The organism is Pseudovibrio sp. M1P-2-3 (assembly GCF_031501865.1).
Taxonomy (GTDB): Bacteria; Pseudomonadota; Alphaproteobacteria; order Rhizobiales; family Stappiaceae; genus Pseudovibrio; species Pseudovibrio corallicola.
In genome coordinates, this window is sequence record NZ_JARRCW010000001.1 from 82,789 (window position 1) to 99,422 (window position 16,634).

General features: G+C 47.2%; 15 protein-coding genes. 7 read left to right on the top strand and 8 right to left on the bottom strand.

From position 1 onward, the window contains the following. Positions 1–2 precede the first annotated feature (2 nt). From P6574_RS00365 to gloB, 3 genes are all read right to left on the bottom strand, one after another. Positions 3–1,229, bottom strand: a complete 1,227-nt coding sequence (locus tag P6574_RS00365) for an argininosuccinate synthase (RefSeq protein ID WP_310618432.1) — start codon at positions 1,227–1,229, stop codon at positions 3–5. Between the two features lie 341 nt (positions 1,230–1,570). Beyond that, positions 1,571–1,993 (bottom strand): cupin domain-containing protein, encoded by a 423-nt coding sequence (locus P6574_RS00370; protein ID WP_310622067.1) that lies wholly within the window; start codon positions 1,991–1,993, stop codon positions 1,571–1,573. Between the two features lie 8 nt (positions 1,994–2,001). Beyond that, the gene (gene gloB / locus P6574_RS00375) at positions 2,002–2,775 is read right to left on the bottom strand and encodes a hydroxyacylglutathione hydrolase (protein ID WP_310618433.1); all 774 of its coding nucleotides are present in this window, start codon (positions 2,773–2,775) and stop codon (positions 2,002–2,004) included. A gap of 181 nt (positions 2,776–2,956) precedes the next feature. Here gloB and P6574_RS00380 point away from each other — a divergent pair, with 181 nt between their 5' ends. Continuing rightward, entirely contained in the window at positions 2,957–3,736 is a 780-nt protein-coding gene (locus tag P6574_RS00380; protein ID WP_310618434.1) for a class I SAM-dependent methyltransferase, read from the top strand. Positions 3,737–3,749: 13 nt separating this feature from the next. On the opposite strand, the gene metW is transcribed toward P6574_RS00380, so the two are convergent. Both metW and metX read right to left on the bottom strand, forming a co-directional pair. Continuing rightward, positions 3,750–4,358: a methionine biosynthesis protein MetW gene (gene metW, locus P6574_RS00385; protein ID WP_405048061.1), complete on the bottom strand. Its 609-nt coding sequence runs from the start codon at positions 4,356–4,358 to the stop codon at positions 3,750–3,752. Between the two features lie 23 nt (positions 4,359–4,381). Next, the gene (gene metX, locus P6574_RS00390) at positions 4,382–5,620 is read right to left on the bottom strand and encodes a homoserine O-acetyltransferase MetX (protein WP_310618436.1); all 1,239 of its coding nucleotides are present in this window, start codon (positions 5,618–5,620) and stop codon (positions 4,382–4,384) included. A gap of 331 nt (positions 5,621–5,951) precedes the next feature. Between metX and hisC the strand changes: the two genes are divergently transcribed. The 4 genes from hisC to P6574_RS00410 all read left to right on the top strand — a co-directional run bounded on the left by hisC (position 5,952) and on the right by P6574_RS00410 (position 9,900). Next, positions 5,952–7,049, top strand: a complete 1,098-nt coding sequence (gene hisC, locus P6574_RS00395) for a histidinol-phosphate transaminase (protein ID WP_310622068.1) — start codon at positions 5,952–5,954, stop codon at positions 7,047–7,049. 18 nt (positions 7,050–7,067) lie between these two features. Next, the gene (locus P6574_RS00400) at positions 7,068–8,003 is read left to right on the top strand and encodes a prephenate/arogenate dehydrogenase family protein (RefSeq protein WP_310618437.1); all 936 of its coding nucleotides are present in this window, start codon (positions 7,068–7,070) and stop codon (positions 8,001–8,003) included. Between the two features lie 276 nt (positions 8,004–8,279). Then, positions 8,280–9,203, top strand: a complete 924-nt coding sequence (locus P6574_RS00405; protein ID WP_310618438.1) for a glutaminase — start codon at positions 8,280–8,282, stop codon at positions 9,201–9,203. A 238-nt stretch (positions 9,204–9,441) separates the two neighbouring features. Then, positions 9,442–9,900 carry a translation initiation factor 3 gene (locus tag P6574_RS00410; protein ID WP_310618439.1) on the top strand — a complete coding sequence of 153 codons (459 nt, stop codon included), beginning with the start codon at positions 9,442–9,444 and terminating at the stop codon, positions 9,898–9,900. Positions 9,901–9,948: 48 nt separating this feature from the next. Here P6574_RS00410 and P6574_RS00415 read toward each other — a convergent pair whose 3' ends face one another. From P6574_RS00415 to folP, 3 genes are all read right to left on the bottom strand, one after another. Continuing rightward, complete coding sequence (locus tag P6574_RS00415; protein WP_310618440.1) at positions 9,949–12,348, bottom strand: heavy metal translocating P-type ATPase; 2,400 nt, start codon at positions 12,346–12,348, stop codon at positions 9,949–9,951. Between the two features lie 143 nt (positions 12,349–12,491). Continuing rightward, on the bottom strand, positions 12,492–13,001 hold the full coding sequence (gene folK, locus P6574_RS00420) for a 2-amino-4-hydroxy-6-hydroxymethyldihydropteridine diphosphokinase (protein WP_310618441.1): 510 nt from the start codon (positions 12,999–13,001) through the stop codon (positions 12,492–12,494). Positions 13,002–13,004: 3 nt separating this feature from the next. Further along, positions 13,005–13,820: a dihydropteroate synthase gene (folP, locus tag P6574_RS00425; protein ID WP_310618442.1), complete on the bottom strand. Its 816-nt coding sequence runs from the start codon at positions 13,818–13,820 to the stop codon at positions 13,005–13,007. 494 nt (positions 13,821–14,314) lie between these two features. Between folP and P6574_RS00430 the strand changes: the two genes are divergently transcribed. Together P6574_RS00430 and typA are read left to right on the top strand one after the other, a co-directional pair. After that, entirely contained in the window at positions 14,315–14,581 is a 267-nt protein-coding gene (locus P6574_RS00430; RefSeq protein ID WP_310618443.1) for a hypothetical protein, read from the top strand. A 169-nt stretch (positions 14,582–14,750) separates the two neighbouring features. After that, positions 14,751–16,574: a translational GTPase TypA gene (gene typA, locus P6574_RS00435; protein WP_310618444.1), complete on the top strand. Its 1,824-nt coding sequence runs from the start codon at positions 14,751–14,753 to the stop codon at positions 16,572–16,574. Positions 16,575–16,634 lie beyond the last annotated feature (60 nt).

Consider the following 16,634-nt stretch of genomic DNA (forward strand, 5'->3'; position numbering starts at 1 on the left):
TACTAGCTGGCCTTGATCTTGTTTCGCTTTGCCAGTGTACGCAAACGAAGGGCGTTCAACTTAATGAAACCAGCAGCATCTTTCTGGTCATAGGCTCCCTGATCGTCTTCAAAAGTGACAAGTTCTTCTGAGTAGAGGGAATAAGGTGAAGATCGACCCACAACAATGACGTTTCCTTTGTAAAGCTTGAGCTTTACGGAACCTGTTACAAATTCCTGCGACTGGTCGATCATGGCTTGCAGCATTTCCCGTTCCGGTGAGAACCAGAAGCCATTGTAGATGAGTTTCGCATACCGAGGCATCAACTCGTCTTTGAGGTGTGCTGCGTCTCTGTCCAGAGTAATGGATTCCATTGCGCGATGCGCTTGCAGGAGAATTGTTCCGCCGGGTGTCTCATAGATCCCACGGGACTTCATGCCCACGAAACGGTTCTCAACCAAATCCAGACGACCAATGCCATTATCGCGGCCATAATCATTCAACTTGGCGAATAAGGTGGCTGGAGACATGTGGAGGCCGTTAATCGAGCTCGCGTCGCCTTTTTCAAAACCAATTTCAATCTCGGTCACTTCATCCGGCGCATCGACAGGGTCGACTGTACGCTGGAAGACATAGTGCGGCGCTTCCTCATTAGGGTCTTCCAAGACTTTACCTTCGGAAGAAGAGTGAAGCATATTAGCGTCAACGGAAAACGGAGCTTCACCGCGTTTGTCTTTTGGCACCGGAATCTGATGCTGTTCGGCAAAGTTGAGGAGGTCTGTTCTGGACTTGAAGGTCCAGTCACGCCACGGGGCGATCACTTTGATATCTGGGTTGAGCGCATAGCAAGCCAGCTCGAAACGAACCTGATCGTTGCCTTTTCCGGTTGCGCCGTGCGCAACTGCATCCGCGCCTGTTTTCTCCGCGATCTCAATAAGACGCTTGGAAATAAGAGGCCGTGCGATGGATGTACCCAGCAGGTACACACCCTCATAAACTGCATTGGCCCGGAACATTGGGAATACAAAATCCCGTATGAACTCTTCGCGCAGATCATCAATATAGATTTCTCGGATACCCAGAAGCTCGGCTTTTCGTCGAGCTGGCTCCAGCTCTTCTCCCTGACCGAGGTCAGCGGTAAATGTTACAACTTCGCAGCCAAATTCAGTCTGCAACCACTTCAGAATAATCGAGGTGTCGAGCCCGCCAGAATAGGCAAGCACAACCTTTTTGATGTCGCCTTGGGCCATAGATTATTTATCCAGTTTTCTGCGGCGTTTTACGCCAGATTGCCGCACTCTAGCTGTGAATTTTGTCAACGCAAGTACTGTTTCAATCAAGCTACCGGAAAACTAGGAAAATACACTTGCTCCTTGTAGCGCAGTCCGCCCGTTGGTTTGTTATTTTCAGTCGTCTGTATGGGTTATTTTATGTGTAAATATATGTAAATAAATAATAAAATATGATAACAGGTGCCGTTTTCTCTACTTCCTCATATCAAAGTACCACCTAAAACAACTCAATAGGTTTTGCAGAAAAATCACGCATTATAGTACTTGAGGTTGGTTTTACCGGAGTGGGTAAAGTTGATTTATTGGGGAGGTGTCCAGTCATTGGCCGCCATTTCAAATCCGGAAAACAAAAAGCCAGGTGCTACACTACACCCGACGAGGGTCCATGCTCCCATGGGTTGGGCGGATTGCCAGTGGTTGCGTGGCACAATTACTTGAGGTCGTTGTCCCGTTAACAAATTGGAACCTAGTATGACTGTACTTACCGGAGCCTCACCATCTGTGATTGATAGCTCAAGTGGAGTGCCGGCGTAATAATGCCAAGACTCCACTGCATCTACGCGGTGCCAGTGAGATTTTTGCCCCTTTTCTAACAGGTAGTAGATAAGGGTCGAGTATCCTCGATCCTCTGGTCCTTCTGCATCTCGAAAAGTTTCAGCAAAGTAGCCCCCCTCAGGGTGGGGCTGCATATTCAACTCTTGAATGATGCGAGCTGGCGTCAGCGTCTTCATCAGAAATTATCCTTTCGCTTCCTGATCTCGGCAAAAACTATCGCGAGCTCTTCACCTTCAAGGCCAAGACTTTGTTGAATGGCTGGATCTGCAGCTCTAAGGAAAGGGTTGGTCTCCAGCTCTTCCGCTATAGTTGTTGGGAGGGTCGCTTCCCCTTTTGCTCGAAGCTCGTTTATTTGAGAAGCCCTCATTTTTAATTTTTCGTTTGTTGGATCAATAGATAGGGCAAATTTTGCGTTAGCCTGCGTATATTCATGGCCACAGTAGATTTTTGTCTCTGGTGGTAATTGCCTAACTAGATGGGAAAGAGAGCTCCACATCATTTCTGCATCACCCTCAAACAGTCTGCCACAACCCAAAGCAAACAGTGTGTCACCGGTATGGGCGATGCCTTCTTCGGTGAACCACCAACTGATATGATCAAGCGTATGACCAGGCGTTGCCATAGCTTTTATCTTCAGTGGACCTACAAGAATATCATCACCATCTTCGACGGCATTGTTCATTCCTGCAATTTTCTGACGTGAACGCTCTGGGCCGGTTACATGAGCCCCGGTGGCTTCTACAAGCTCATTAAGGCCACCAATATGATCCCAGTGGTGGTGAGTAATAAGAATGTGGCTTAAAGACCAACCTGTTGCGTGAAGGGCCGCAATATAGGCTTTTGCGTCAGGAACATCTATGGCAACGGTTGTTCCACTTTCGGGGTGATGGACGAGAACTCCGAAATTATCCTGCAAGCAGGTAAACTGGCGAACTTGTACTGACGTCATAGTATACTCCCAAGGCCCGATCAGATCTTGGTATCTTGGTTGGTGAAAAGTTCAATTTCAACCTCTAATATTATTATGGACCGGACAGGGAGATAGATATGGGTTTTTGTACAAATGAACGTTGCGTCCTGCAAATTTGCACCCCATAGATAGGAAGAGAGAAACTCCTTGGATTGGTTTAATGTATCTTGACGTCGCCCATTTGAAGGAATTCTATGATTTGCCTCTTGGCAGAACTATGCGGGTTCTAATAGGGAGCCGTTTGCGTAATGTCTGGCCTGAATTGCGGGGATACCGTGTTTTAGGGTTGGGGTATGCTGCCCCTTTCGTTCGGCCCTACCTAAAAGAAGCTGAACGTATTGTGTTGGGAATGCCCGCAAAGCAAGGGGTTGTGAAATGGCCCCGTGAGGATAATGCTGCGAACAGTTCGTTCCTTATGGAACCGGACAACATGCCCCTGCCCGATGCTTTTTTTGAAAGAATCATGCTTGTACATTCACTAGATATGTCGAGTGATCCTGATGGCCTAATGCACGAGGTATATAGAGTTCTTGCACCAGGCGGGCGGGTTCTGGTTGTCGTTCCAAATCGGCGTGGCGCTTGGTGTAGAACAGAGTTATCTCCGTTTGGCTATGGTCGACCATACTCCCGTCCGCAATTAGAGAACTTTCTAGAAAATCATGGATTAACAGTGACCTCTCGAGAGGAGGCGCTTTTTGTTCCCCCGACAACTTCAAAATTGGTTTTGAAGTCTGCCCGCTCTTTTGAACAGATGGGTAATATTTTGTGGCCTGCCTTCGCGGGGCTTGTGCTGGTTGAAGCTGAGAAAATGGTTTACCGAGGTATTGCGAAGCGCCAGAACAAGGTTGTACGCGTTTTACGTCCTGTTTTCCTACCCGATGGCAAGCCCGCAGGTGTACAGGCAAAAGAGTTTGCCTATAAAATCTCAGACAAGGCCTAAGCAATCTTCAAGTCTATTTCTTCTCTAGGAGAAAGACAGCTTGATGGCCGACCAGATTCCAGAACCACCATGGTGCTTTAAAGCCAATCTGTTTGCCACGAGCATTTAGTGCCTGCGCTTGGAGGACTTTTGCGCCCACCTCCTCAGCAATATCCATAAAGTCTCGAATTGTACAAAAGTGAATATTGGGAGTGTCATACCATGAGTATGGAAGATAGTCAGTAACTGGCATCTTTCCCTTCATGAGCAGCTGTAGGCGATTGTTCCAATGGCCGAAATTCGGGAATGACACAACAGCCTTTTCTCCAATTCTGAGCAGCTCTGAAAGGATGTGTTTCGGGTTTTTGGTCGCCTGTAGTGTTTGGCTCAAGATTGCGTAGTCGAAAGATTTATCGGGATATGCCGCAAGATCTGTATCTGCATCTCCCTGCACGGCGGATAGACCGCGAGAAACGCATTCATTCACGCCAGACTGCGATAATTCAATCCCGCGACCGTCTACTGCCCTCGTCTTGACCAGAAGCTCTAAAAGCTCTCCCTTGCCACAACCAATGTCGATAATTCGGGTATTCGGTGCAACAAAATCACAAAGGATCTTATGATCACCACGTACATTTTTCATTGAAATGCCTGTCATTTGTGCGTTTAGCCGGCTGAGGGATTATGTGAGGCAGGGGCCGGAATTCCTCTGGCCTTGGCAGATCCAGTCAGGAACCCGTAAATCGTCTTGAACATTTCCGGTTCATTTAGAAGGAAAGCATCATGCCCTCGGCTACTGTCGACTTCGACGAAGGAGACATTTGCTGCAGCAGCATTGAGTGCCTGCACAATAGATTTGCTCTCTGAAGTTGGAAAGAGCCAGTCTGTTGTAAATGACATTACGCAAAAGCGTGTTTTGGTACCTTTAAAAGCGTTTGCCAAAAGTCCCCCATGCGCGGCTGCTAAATCAAAATAATCCATGGCTCTTGTTACATACAGATATGAATTGGCGTCAAAGCGGTCTACGAAGGTCATTCCTTGGTGGCGTAAGTAGCTTTCGATTTGGAAATCTGCATCGAACCCAAAAGTGAAGGCAGGCCTGTCCTGCAAATTCCGTCCAAATTTGTCTTGAAGAGATTCATCGGACATATAAGTGATGTGAGCCGCCATCCGGGCTACAGCAAGTCCTTTAGAAGGTCTCTTGCCATGCTTTGCATATTGACCACTGCACCATTCAGGGTCAGCCATCACCGCTTGTCTGCCAACCTCATGGAATGCAATATTTTGAGACGAGTGACGTGCTCCAGTTGCAATCGGTATTGCAGCGAAAACACGTTCAGGGTAGGCTACTGCCCATTGAAGCACCTGCATTCCGCCCATAGAGCCACCAATAACAGCAAAGAGTGTTTCAATTCCGAGTGCTTCAACGAGCTTGGCTTGTGAACGCACCATGTCTCCAATGGTGACGATTGGTAAGTCAGTCGCATATTGTTCCCCAGATCGAGGATTAATGGATGCTGGGCCGGTAGTTCCCAAACAGCCACCAAGAACATTCGCGCAGATAACGAAATAATGATTTGTGTCGACGGGTCTTTCTGGACCGACCATTAATTGCCACCAGCCAGGTTTTCCAGTTACTGGATTTTGGGAGGCGACATATTGATCCCCTGTCAAAGCATGGCAGACCAGTACAGCATTGGACTTATCTGCATTGAGTTCTCCGTAGGTCTCATAGGCGATTTGCCAAGGGGAAAGTTCCTTACCAGAATCGAGACGTAGTGGATTTTTCTCATCAAATACCATCAGTTTACTTGAAGGACTTGAGACCTGCTCGACAGCGGTACTTATAATAGTTTTGTTAGGATCACTCTTCTTGGAGGGAGCTGTCCCCGTGGTGTCGGTCATTCTTGTCGTATCCTAGACATTTTCCGTAAACTTCCCCAAAGCCTTTGGCTTAATATGTGATGCTTGCTAAATTTGATGGGCAAGGCTGTCAATGAGTTCTTTTGAATTCCATTTTTTGAGTTTCTGTCTCTTGGCACTGTGATAGTAGTTTTTATGGTAAGTCAAACACTGCATATTCAATAAATTTGAGTAAAGAGCTCAATGGATTTATTCAAAGTGCTAAGAGTATTTATGATGACTTAAATCTAAGTGGGGTTTTGTTAGTGCGTTTAGCTTTTTCGGAAACCGTATTGTAAGATATGCAATAAAGTTAATGATGGGAAATAAAAAGATGGATCAACAGGCAGACCGCCCTGTTCCCCGTTCTGGTGTTTTAGCAATAGACCCGTATGTTCCAGGTAAGGCCAAAGCGAAGAATGGTCAGACAATCTATAAACTCTCTTCAAATGAGACACCTTTAGGTGCCAGCCCTAAAGCGATCGAGGCGTATCATGCGTTATCTCACTTTGAGCATTACCCCGACCCATCTGCCTCGAATCTCAGAGAAGCTATTGGAGATGTTTATGGCTTAAATCCAGATAATATCATTTGTGGGTGTGGATCCGATGAAATTCTAAGCCTGCTTGCCTACGCCTATCTTGGTGAGGGTGATGAAGCCATTTTCACTGAGCATGGCTTTTTAGTCTATAATATTGCAACTCTTGCGGCTGGCGGGACGCCTGTTGTGGCCCCCGAAAAGAACCTTACCACTGATGTTGATGCAATTCTTGAAAGGATAAGCGAGAAAACGAAGATGGTTTTCATCGCGAATCCGAATAATCCAACGGGTACTTATATTCCATTCAAGGAGATTCGCCGTCTCCACGCTGGCTTGCCCAAAACGACTGTTTTGGTGCTGGATGCCGCCTATGCTGAGTATGTCCGTCGAAATGATTATGAAGCTGGAATTGAACTGGTCGCCACATCCCAGAATGTAGTGATGACCAGGACTTTCTCCAAGGTATATGGATTGCCTTCTCTACGTGTTGGGTGGGGTTACGCGCCAGATCATATAATAGATGCTTTGAACCGTATTCGTGGGCCTTTCAATATGAACTCTGCAGCGATAGCTGCGGGAGCAGCGGCTGTTAGGGATCAGGCTTTTTTGGAGGCGGCAGTCCTTTTCAATCAACAGTGGTTGCCATGGGTGAGCAAGGAGCTCGGTAAACTTGGTCTGAAAGTTACGCCGAGTGTTGGCAATTTTATTTTGGTCCATTTTCCTGAAGAACTCGGTAAAAGAGCTGCGGATGCGGATGCATATCTACTGGAACGTGGTTGCATTTTACGTAGGGTTGATGCCTATGGATTCCCCAATGCGCTGCGGATGTCAATCGGAACTGAAGAAGCCAATCGCGATGTTGTGAAACATCTAGCCGACTTTCTAAAATAGAGTTGAACAAACAAACAAATGCCTGAATTCCTCTTTCAACGCGTTGCTCTGATCGGTATCGGTCTGATCGGATCATCACTTGCACGTGTCATGGAGCGAGAAAAAATCGCTGCAGAGATAATCGTTTCCACACGCTCAGAGAACACGCTTAAGCGTGCTGAAGAGTTAGGATTAGGAAGCCGATATTATCTTGATGCTGGTGATGCTGTTGAAGGGGCGGACCTTGTCATTGTTTGTGTTCCGGTCGGTGCGTCCGAAGCTGTCGCAAAGCAAATCGCTCCCCGTTTAAAAAAGGGGGCGATTGTAACGGATGTAGGATCGGTGAAAAAAGCCGTGATAGCGGCAATGCGTCCTCATATCCCTCAAGATGTGTATTTTATTGCAGGGCATCCAATCGCAGGAACCGAGTACTCGGGGCCGGATTCTGGGTTTGCCTCTCTTTTTGATGGCCGGTGGTGCATTCTAACGCCAGAAGCGGGCGAGGACGCCACTGCACTGGATAAACTGGTCGAGTTTTGGAAGGCTTGTGGTTCAACAGTGGAGGTTATGGATGCGGAGCACCATGATCTCGTGCTTGCTGTAGTTTCTCATTTGCCGCACATCATTGCCTATAACATTGTTGGTACTGCCGATGACTTGGAGACTGTGACAAAATCGGAGGTAATTAAATACTCTGCTTCTGGTTTTCGTGATTTCACCCGTTTGGCTGCATCCGATCCAATTATGTGGCGTGATGTTTGTTTAAACAATAAAGATGCAATACTGGAGATGCTCTCAAGATTCTCTGAAGATCTTTCAGCACTGCAAAGGGCCATTCGGTGGAGCGATGGAGACGCTCTACACCAACTATTCACGAGAACCCGCGGAATTCGGAGAGATTTGATCGATGCAGGGCAGGAAACTTCGGAACCAAACTTTGGCCGTCAACATGAAAATGGCGAGCCTGCGCAGTAATTGCAGGGAATGTAGACCTTTGTAGAGGTTGCTTGAACCTGTGTCTGTGGCATTGTTGCTCAATCAAATCTCCTGTGGTGGCTGAGATTGATGAACTTTAGGCGGGCTGTTTAGTAGTCCGCCTTTTTTATTCCCGCCTTAATGATCTCTGTATTAACCAATGCCACAAGCTAGTCCGACTTATTTTGATATATTTTGGCTTTATAATCGCGTTCAACAGGTGTGATGCAGTATAATAAAAGCCGCAAATGTAAATAATATGCGTCTTGAGGGACTATGAAGGACGGAAAAGACCTAGCCCAGATACTGCAGGATATTGTTTCGGAGATTAAACAGGCCAAAGAGTGGGGGGCTGTTGCCGATTATATTCCAGAGCTTGCACGCGTCAATTACAAACAGTTTGGTATCAGTGTTTGTATGAATGATGGCCAAGTGTACTGCGCGGGTGATGCTGAAATTAAGTTTTCTATTCAAAGTGTGTCCAAAGTTTTCACTTTGGCGATTGCACTGGGTCGTTTGGGGCATCAGTTGTGGAATCGCGTAGGGCGTGAACCTTCCGGGCGAGCTTTCAACTCTATAGTACAGTTAGAACTGGAAGGTGGAGTTCCAAGGAACCCCTTCATCAACGCTGGAGCAATAGTGACAACCGATGCGATTATGGTTGGAGCTACGCCTAAAGAAACTTTGGCTGAAATTCTCCAGTTTGTACGATCTGCAACAGGATCAGATTCCATTTTCATTAATGGCGCTGTTGCCCATTCTGAGAAGGAAACTGGGCACAGTAATTTCGCGCTAGCACATTATATGCGCGCACATAATAACTTAGTCCATAGTCCGGATCTTACGCTTGGCACCTATTTCCATCAATGTGCAATAGAAATGAACTGCAAGGAATTGGCCTTGGCTGGGCGTTTTTTGTGTGGGCTTCCTGAATTCAACCCTCTTATTTCTCAAAGTCGTGTAAAGGCGATCAATGCACTTATGATGACTTGTGGGCACTATGACGGTTCGGGTGACTTTGCCTACCGAATAGGAATTCCTGGTAAGAGTGGAGTCGGTGGGGGTATTCTTGCGATTGTACCTAAGATCGCCTCAGTTGCTGTGTGGTCTCCGGGTTTGAACAGCTTCGGCAACTCTCTGCTGGGCACACTAGCTCTAGAAAAACTGGTTCAGCGTACAGGGTGGTCTGTTTTCGGATAGGCGTTTAGGGCCTACTTTCGCCAAAGATGAGCTACAGCAATCATACTCCTTGATATCGGACTCAAGTCGAACTACCCAAGAAAGCCTCCTGCCAGAATTGAGTACCTATATGTAATATTCTGACTTTGCTTTTATAAACTTGGCTTTGAGTAATCGCGATGAGCATGTAGGAGGGCACGGTGGGGGCGGGAAGAATACTAATTGTTAATTTCCAATAGAGCTGAATAATCTGACATGAATGGTTTTTAGAATGATTGATGCCCGCAGACTTTTCTTTCAATCCATCCGAATTATTTGCGGATATATCATGGGGCTTATTGCTGCTGGTCTGTTTATCTCTTGGGGGCTGTTTGAAGTGGGAACTCCAGCAAGTGATCCTGTAGGGTTTATTGCGATGGTGTGGACTACATATATGGCAGCCAGCATCTTTGGTTCGTTATCAGTAATTCCAAGTTTGGTTGCGATTTTGTGTGCGGAGTTCATGAGCCTGCGTAGCGTGGTTTATCACGTTGCCGTTGGCGGAGTTATTGCGCTCGTACTGTGGAGTTTGGGTGGACAAATACCTTCGGATGTGAACCTAAGATTACTACGTCCGGGTTCCAGTATCGCAGCTTCGGCAGGGTTTATAGGCGGGTTTGTATATTGGATTATTGCTGGCCGATTGTCAGGCATCTGGCGGATATTGCTTCGAAAGTAATCAGAAACTAGAACTGGGCTTATAAGAGCCCAGCCCTAACTCGACATCTTACTCCTTCATAAGGCGCATAGCATTCGCAACAACGACAAGGGTTGCTCCAACATCACCAAGAATTGCGCCCCAGAGGCTGGAAAGGCCAACAGCTGTGAGAACAATCAAAGTTCCTTTGACAGCAAAAGCTATTCCAATATTTTGATGAATGATCATAAGTGTTCTCTTCGAATGGGCCACCAGCCAAGGCAACTTGGAAAGATCATCCTTCATGAGAGCAATATCGGCTGTTTCAATTGCTGCATCTGAGCCGATAGCGCCCATCGCAATGCCGAAACTTGCCCGCGCCATTGCCGGAGCATCATTCACACCATCACCAATCATAGCAACAGTCGGATATTTTTCTGCAAGGGCTTCCACCGCTTCGACTTTATCTTCAGGGAGAAGCTCGGCTCTAACTTCATCAATTCCAACGCTTTTGGCGACACGCTCGGCTGTAGACTTGTTATCACCAGTAAGCATTACAAGTTTTTCAATCCCTGAAGCATGCAAGTCCTTCACAAGATCTGCGGCTGTCTCACGGATGGTATCGGACAGGGCAATGATGCCGCAAACATGCTCTTCACTGCCAATTGCGACGACTGTCTTACCTTGGGCTTCAAGCTCTTTGGCAATGCTGTCAGCCTCTCCAATTTCAAAGTGCTTTTCGTTTAGGAATCTTCTAGACCCAAGCCAGTAATGATTGCCATTTCGGGAACCGGACAAACCACGGCCAGGTAGAAGCTCAACATTGTCTGCAGGAGAGAACTTTACGCCCTCTTCGTTAGCGCGGGTTAATATGGCTTCAGCCAAGGGGTGGGTACTGCGTGCCTCTAGTGAGGCTGCACGAACCAAAAGCTCCTCCACGCTATGGCCACTCAATGGCCTGATGTCTGTTACGGAAGGTTGGCCGTTCGTAATGGTTCCTGTTTTGTCGAAAGCAAGTGCTTTGAGCTTTCCCGGGAGTTCAAGAAAAACCCCTCCCTTGATTAGTACTCCGTTGCGGGCGGCGGATGCCAAGCCTGAAACAATACTAACTGGAGTAGAGATAACCAGCGCACAAGGGCAGGAGATGACTAACAGAATCAGGGAGCGATAGAACCATGTTTCCCATGGTTGGCCAAATAGGAGTGGGGGAATAATCGCCATTAATATTGCTAGTAACATAACAATTGGAGTGTAAACACGGGCGAACTTTTCAACCCATTGTTCCGAGGCAGCGCGTCTTCCCTGCGCTTCGCTGACAAGACGAATGATACGAGCGAGCATCGTGTCGTCCGTACCTTTGGTGGATTCGACCTCAAAAGCTCCTTCGCCGTTGATTGTTCCGGCAAAGACATCATCTCCAACTTCTTTTAGGACAGGAACGCTTTCACCTGTAATTGGAGATTGATCGACACTTCCGATGCCTTTCTTGACGATACCGTCCAGAGGAATTCTGTCACCACCCCGTATAATGAAGCGAGTTCCGATAGACACCGTTTCTGCCGCGACCTCAGTTTCGCTGCCATCTTCAGTAATAATGCGCACCGTACTGGGAGCAATGTCCATAAGAGCAGCAACGGCTCTTCGGGCTCGACCGACACTCCAGCTTTCCAGGTAGAGTGAGAGTGAGAACAGGAATGCCACAGTTGCACCTTCAAACCACTCTCCAATGGCAATGGCACCTATGACGGCAACAAGCATCAACAAGTTCATGTCAGGGCGCATGCTTTTGGCGGCATAGTAGGCCTTGATCGCCACGAACCGGGCGCCTGCAACTATGGCAAACAGATAGAATACCTCAGTGCCTATTGACGGTGCGCCCTCAAAAACATTGCTAATGGAAAGCTGTTGGCCAGCTGCGAGGTATTGATAAGTTTGAAAGAGAAGAGCAATGCCCCAGAAAGCACCTGAGGCGAGCGTCCAAAGACCCAACAGCCTATGTTGTTTGGCTTGGGCCTCATCCGCTTCTTCATCCTTCCATATAGCCGCCTTCATTCCCGTTATGCCGACTGCTTTGATAATCTTTTCGTCGGAGATCGCCTTTGCTGCAGGTGACACCAGCATTTTCGCATTGAGCACGTCGAAGGCTAGTGCGTTACTATCCCCAACGACTGGTCCCACTTCTCTTTTCAAAATGGCGATTTCATCAGCACAACAAAGCCCTTCGACACGAAAAGCTCTAGCCCCTTTCCAGCTTACGACATCGGGTAATGCAGTTTCCGCATGTGTACATCCGCAACTATGGTCTCCATGGTTTTGGGAGTGCTCATGGGCGTGATCATGATTATGGGTCGTCTCATTACCTTGATTATCGCTGCAACATGAGCTTTTTTGTACTTGTTGGTCGTTACCTGTACAGCAGTTACCGGATTCCAAGCTCTGGCCTTGTACCGGATCGGTTTCTGGTCTTCCTTGTTTTTTCGGCTTTGTCATTCCAAACTCCAAGCTCTCTCTAGTACTGTGACTGAAGATAGGACCTACAGTGACTAGAGGTTCAAGCTGTTTTTATGATTTCTGCGAAAGAAAAATCCAGGAACGAATTTACATTGATCAAATGGAGTAGAGACCGCAGAAATCTAGGAGTTCAGTAAACACTGCAATTTGTAAATACCGTCTTGATCAGGACAAGTTTTTAGGGCGGCTTGAACAGTCAAGCCATTGCCAATGTGAGCGTCTGGCCAGATTTCGGCAAGGGGTATAAGAACAAAAGCACGTTCGGCCATTCTTGGGTGTGGAACCTCCAATCCTTCATCCTGAACTGTTTGGTCTCCGTATAGCAGGAGATCAATGTCAATTGTACGCGGTCCCCAACGCTCTTCTCGTGTACGGCCCAGATCTTCCTCAACTCCTAAACAAGTTCGCAGTAATTCTTGAGCTGAAAGGCTTGTTCGAATTGTTACGCAACAATTACGATAGTCGTCTTGCGGGACAGGGCCCCAAGGGGGAGTTCTGTAATGAGATGAGGTGGCGATTACCTCAATATCAGGAGTTTGATCTAGTATACTGATTGCGCTTTTAATATAGGCATTGCTGTCACCAAGATTGGACCCCAGTCCAAGGGCACATGTTATCATTTCACGTTTCATGCTCTAGGCTCCGAGCTCTTGCATTTCATGAAAAACGTGGGTGCTGTCAACATGGGCTTTCACGTCATGGGCCCGGATAATCCTAGCTCCACCGGTCATGGCAAGTATATGTACGGCAAGAGATCCAAATATGCGGTCTTTTGGCTCTACATTCAGGAGGTTACCAATCATTCTTTTGCGGGAGGCCCCTGCTAGAAGAACTCTTCCATGTGACTTCAGTTCTTGAAAGCGCTTTAGTATCTCGTAGTTCTGGCTGTAAGCTTTACCAAAACCGAAACCTGGATCAAGGATTTGATTGTGGTGAGAAATTCCAGCTTTGGTGGCCAACTCAATAGAGCGGTCGAAAAAGAGCTTAATGTCCTTCATAATATCGATAGTTTCGTCAGCTTCATTACGATTATGCATCATGATTACAGGGACACCAGCCTTAGCAACAACTTCGGCCATCCGTTCGTCTTTTTGTAATCCCCAGACGTCATTGACGATATGGGCACCTGCCTTTATTGCCGCCTCTGCGACACTGGCTTTATACGTATCAATTGAGATAAGGGTATTGAGGCCACGTAGTTTTTCAAGCACCGGTAATACTCGGTCAAGCTCTTCTTGTTCTGAAATTGCAGTAGCGCCAGGGCGTGTACTTTCTCCGCCTACATCCAAAATATCAGCACCTTCCTCCAGCATTTTTTGAGCATGAAGAAATGCAGTTTCTGGAGCATTGTAGACCCCTCCGTCAGAGAAACTGTCAGGGGTCACATTTAAAATGCCCATAACAAGAGGACGACGTTTTGATGTTAGCGCACTTAAGAGCGGAGCTGGCATTATAAAAACCGTTTTGAGATTACCCGAAGCAGAGGTGGCTATTGCAGTTTTTTGAGATAAAAATCAAGCCGAGACTGTCAAGACGACGGAATTTCCTGATTATTGAATTATGGATGTTTGGGGAGGTTTGCGAACTTTCACCTATTAATGAGATATGAGAAAAATATACCTTAAATCAATAGGTTGTATTTAGTGGCACGTAATATGCGGATTGTAAAAACAGCTCAAGTTCTCTTTTATGCCGAGAATTAGGGTGAGTACACTTAAGGTGTGAAAGGAATAGGGACATTTTACAGCTTAGCGCTCACTAAGTTTCGAGCTTTCTGTTATCCCTTTGGGGAAAATAAGTGTCACCAAGTACTTATAAGCGGACTTCCAAGCAAATAGCCAATATCGAAATGAGTTTTATGGAAAGAGGTTATGCTTTCCATCACCAAATAGACGCCCCAGGTCGCCTGTGGAGACATCTATATGTGGAAACGAACGAAGTTTTTATGGCCCTAACCCCAGGGCTCTCTCTCAATATTCGTGCTGGTGGTCAGGAAACGAAAAAGAGTACGCCTATTTTAAAAGAGATCCATTTGTACGAAGGTGTCTGTTTCGACATCATTGGCACTTGTGATTGGGACTGTCATTGGATTTATGGCTATGAAGTTGCAGGAACCTCCGTAAAATCAAGATTAATGCGCAGAGCGGGTTTACTCTTAGAGGAAGACTGGATATTCATGCAGTGTACTCAGATGGAGCTGACAAACCGGTAAAACTCCTTCTCTTTCCCAGAAGTGAAGAGCAAACGCTAAGAGCTTATTTGATTTGTCGCAAAAATAGGATAGAAGTCCCCATCTTTTGCTTTCAGTAAACACTGTAGAAGGTTCTGCTTCCGTTGGTTAAACGAGCTGCGTGCCTTCCCTATGGCTATATGGAGCCTTCATGAAACTGCGCAATATTGCGATCATTGCCCACGTTGACCACGGCAAGACAACACTTATCGACGTTCTTTTGAAGCAATCCGGCGCGTTCCGCGAGAACCAGCGCACCGAAGAGCGTATGATGGATTCTAACGATATCGAGCGTGAGCGCGGTATCACTATTTTGGCGAAGAACACTTCGCTGGTGTGGAACGACACCCGTATCAACATTGTTGACACACCAGGTCACGCTGACTTTGGTGGTGAAGTGGAACGTATCCTTCACATGGTAGACGGAGTGGTTCTTCTGGTAGATGCGGCTGAAGGCCCGATGCCGCAAACCAAATTCGTACTTGGTAAAGCCTTGAAGCTTGGCCTGCGTCCGATTGTTGCAATCAATAAAATCGACAAGCCTGAACAACGCGCTGACGAAGTTCTGGATGAGGTATTCGACCTGTTCGGAGCCCTTGATGCAAACGAAGACCAGTTGGACTTCCCGGTTGTTTATGGTTCTGCCAAGCAGGAATGGATGGATCTTGAAGCCGACGGTCCACAAGATAGCATGGCACCCTTGTTCGACATGATCCTTGATCATGTGAAAGAACCAGAGTCCGAGGAAGGTGAGTTTCGCCTGCTGGCAACTACGATCGAATCCGATCCGTTCCTTGGGCGCATCTTGACCGGGCGCGTTGCATCCGGCATTGCTGTTCCAAACATGCCTATAAAAGCGCTGTCCCGTGATGGGGAGCTGATTGAAACAGGTCGTATCTCCAAAGTTCTTGCATTCCGTGGCCTTGAGCGCCAACCGATTGAAGAAGGTCTGGCTGGTGACATTGTTTCCATTGCAGGCCTTGCAAAGGCTACTGTAGCCGATACTCTTGTCGCACCTCAGGTGACGGAGCCAATTCAGGCCCAGCCGATTGATCCTCCAACACTTTCCATGATGTTCCGCGTGAATGATGGTCCTTTGGCTGGTACGGAAGGTTCTAAGGTTCAGTCCCGTGTTATCCGCGAGCGCTTGATGAAAGAGGCTGAAGGTAACGTTGCTCTGAAAATCGAAGAAACTGCAGAAGCAGATTCTTTTATTGTTTCCGGTCGCGGTGAACTTCTTCTAGCAATCTTGATTGAAAATATGCGCCGCGAAGGGTTCGAGCTGTGTGTTGGCCGTCCTCGCGTTGTTTATCAAGAAGATGAAGCAGGCAAGCGCCTTGAGCCAGTTGAAGAAGTTATCATCGACGTTGATGATGAGTTCCAAGGTGCAGTGGTTAAAAAAATCACTGAGCGTAAAGGTGAACTCTTGGAAATGCGTCCATCCGGTGGCGGTCGCTCCCGGTTGGTGTTCCATGCTCCGACCCGTGGTCTCATTGGATATCAGGCCGAACTGATGTCTGATACACGTGGTTCTGCAATCTTTAACCGTGTATTCCATGAATATGCGCCGTTCAAAGGTGCTATTCAAGGACGTAACACGGGCGTTTTGCTGTCCAATGGTCAGGGTGAAGCAGTTGCGTACGCATTGTTCAACCTTGAAGATCGTGGCCCAATGATGATTGATCCGGGTACCAAAGTGTACCAGGGTATGATCGTTGGTGAACACACTCGTGGAAATGACCTTGAAGTAAACGTTTTGAAGGGTAAGCAGCTCACGAACATTCGTTCTTCCGGTAAAGACGATGCAGTGAAGTTGACCACTCCTATCAAACTCAGCCTCGAAGGTGCGCTATCCTACATTGCTGAAGATGAGTTGGTTGAAGTTACGCCAGAATCCATCCGTTTGCGTAAAGCGCTATTGTGCCCTCATGACCGCAAACGCGCAGAGCGCGCAGCAGGAAAAGGCGCTGCATAATTAGAGTGCTTTCAGGAAAGTTATAGAGGCGCATTTTGCGCCTCTTTTGCGTTATTAAAC

Excerpts from the sequence above, each read along its gene's own strand:
- P6574_RS00365 (WP_310618432.1), bottom strand. The coding sequence starts at position 1,229 with ATGGCCCAAGGCGACATCAAAAAGGTTGTGCTTGCCTATTCTGGCGGG.
- gloB (WP_310618433.1), bottom strand. The coding sequence starts at position 2,775 with ATGACGTCAGTACAAGTTCGCCAGTTTACCTGCTTGCAGGATAATTTC.
- P6574_RS00380 (WP_310618434.1), top strand. The coding sequence starts at position 2,957 with ATGTATCTTGACGTCGCCCATTTGAAGGAATTCTATGATTTGCCTCTT.
- metW (WP_405048061.1), bottom strand. The coding sequence starts at position 4,358 with ATGAAAAATGTACGTGGTGATCATAAGATCCTTTGTGATTTTGTTGCA.
- metX (WP_310618436.1), bottom strand. The coding sequence starts at position 5,620 with ATGACCGACACCACGGGGACAGCTCCCTCCAAGAAGAGTGATCCTAAC.
- hisC (WP_310622068.1), top strand. The coding sequence starts at position 5,952 with ATGGATCAACAGGCAGACCGCCCTGTTCCCCGTTCTGGTGTTTTAGCA.
- P6574_RS00400 (WP_310618437.1), top strand. The coding sequence starts at position 7,068 with ATGCCTGAATTCCTCTTTCAACGCGTTGCTCTGATCGGTATCGGTCTG.
- P6574_RS00405 (WP_310618438.1), top strand. The coding sequence starts at position 8,280 with ATGAAGGACGGAAAAGACCTAGCCCAGATACTGCAGGATATTGTTTCG.
- P6574_RS00410 (WP_310618439.1), top strand. The coding sequence starts at position 9,442 with ATGGTTTTTAGAATGATTGATGCCCGCAGACTTTTCTTTCAATCCATC.
- P6574_RS00415 (WP_310618440.1), bottom strand. The coding sequence starts at position 12,348 with ATGACAAAGCCGAAAAAACAAGGAAGACCAGAAACCGATCCGGTACAA.
- folK (WP_310618441.1), bottom strand. The coding sequence starts at position 13,001 with ATGAAACGTGAAATGATAACATGTGCCCTTGGACTGGGGTCCAATCTT.
- folP (WP_310618442.1), bottom strand. The coding sequence starts at position 13,820 with ATGCCAGCTCCGCTCTTAAGTGCGCTAACATCAAAACGTCGTCCTCTT.
- P6574_RS00430 (WP_310618443.1), top strand. The coding sequence starts at position 14,315 with ATGGCCCTAACCCCAGGGCTCTCTCTCAATATTCGTGCTGGTGGTCAG.
- typA (WP_310618444.1), top strand. The coding sequence starts at position 14,751 with ATGAAACTGCGCAATATTGCGATCATTGCCCACGTTGACCACGGCAAG.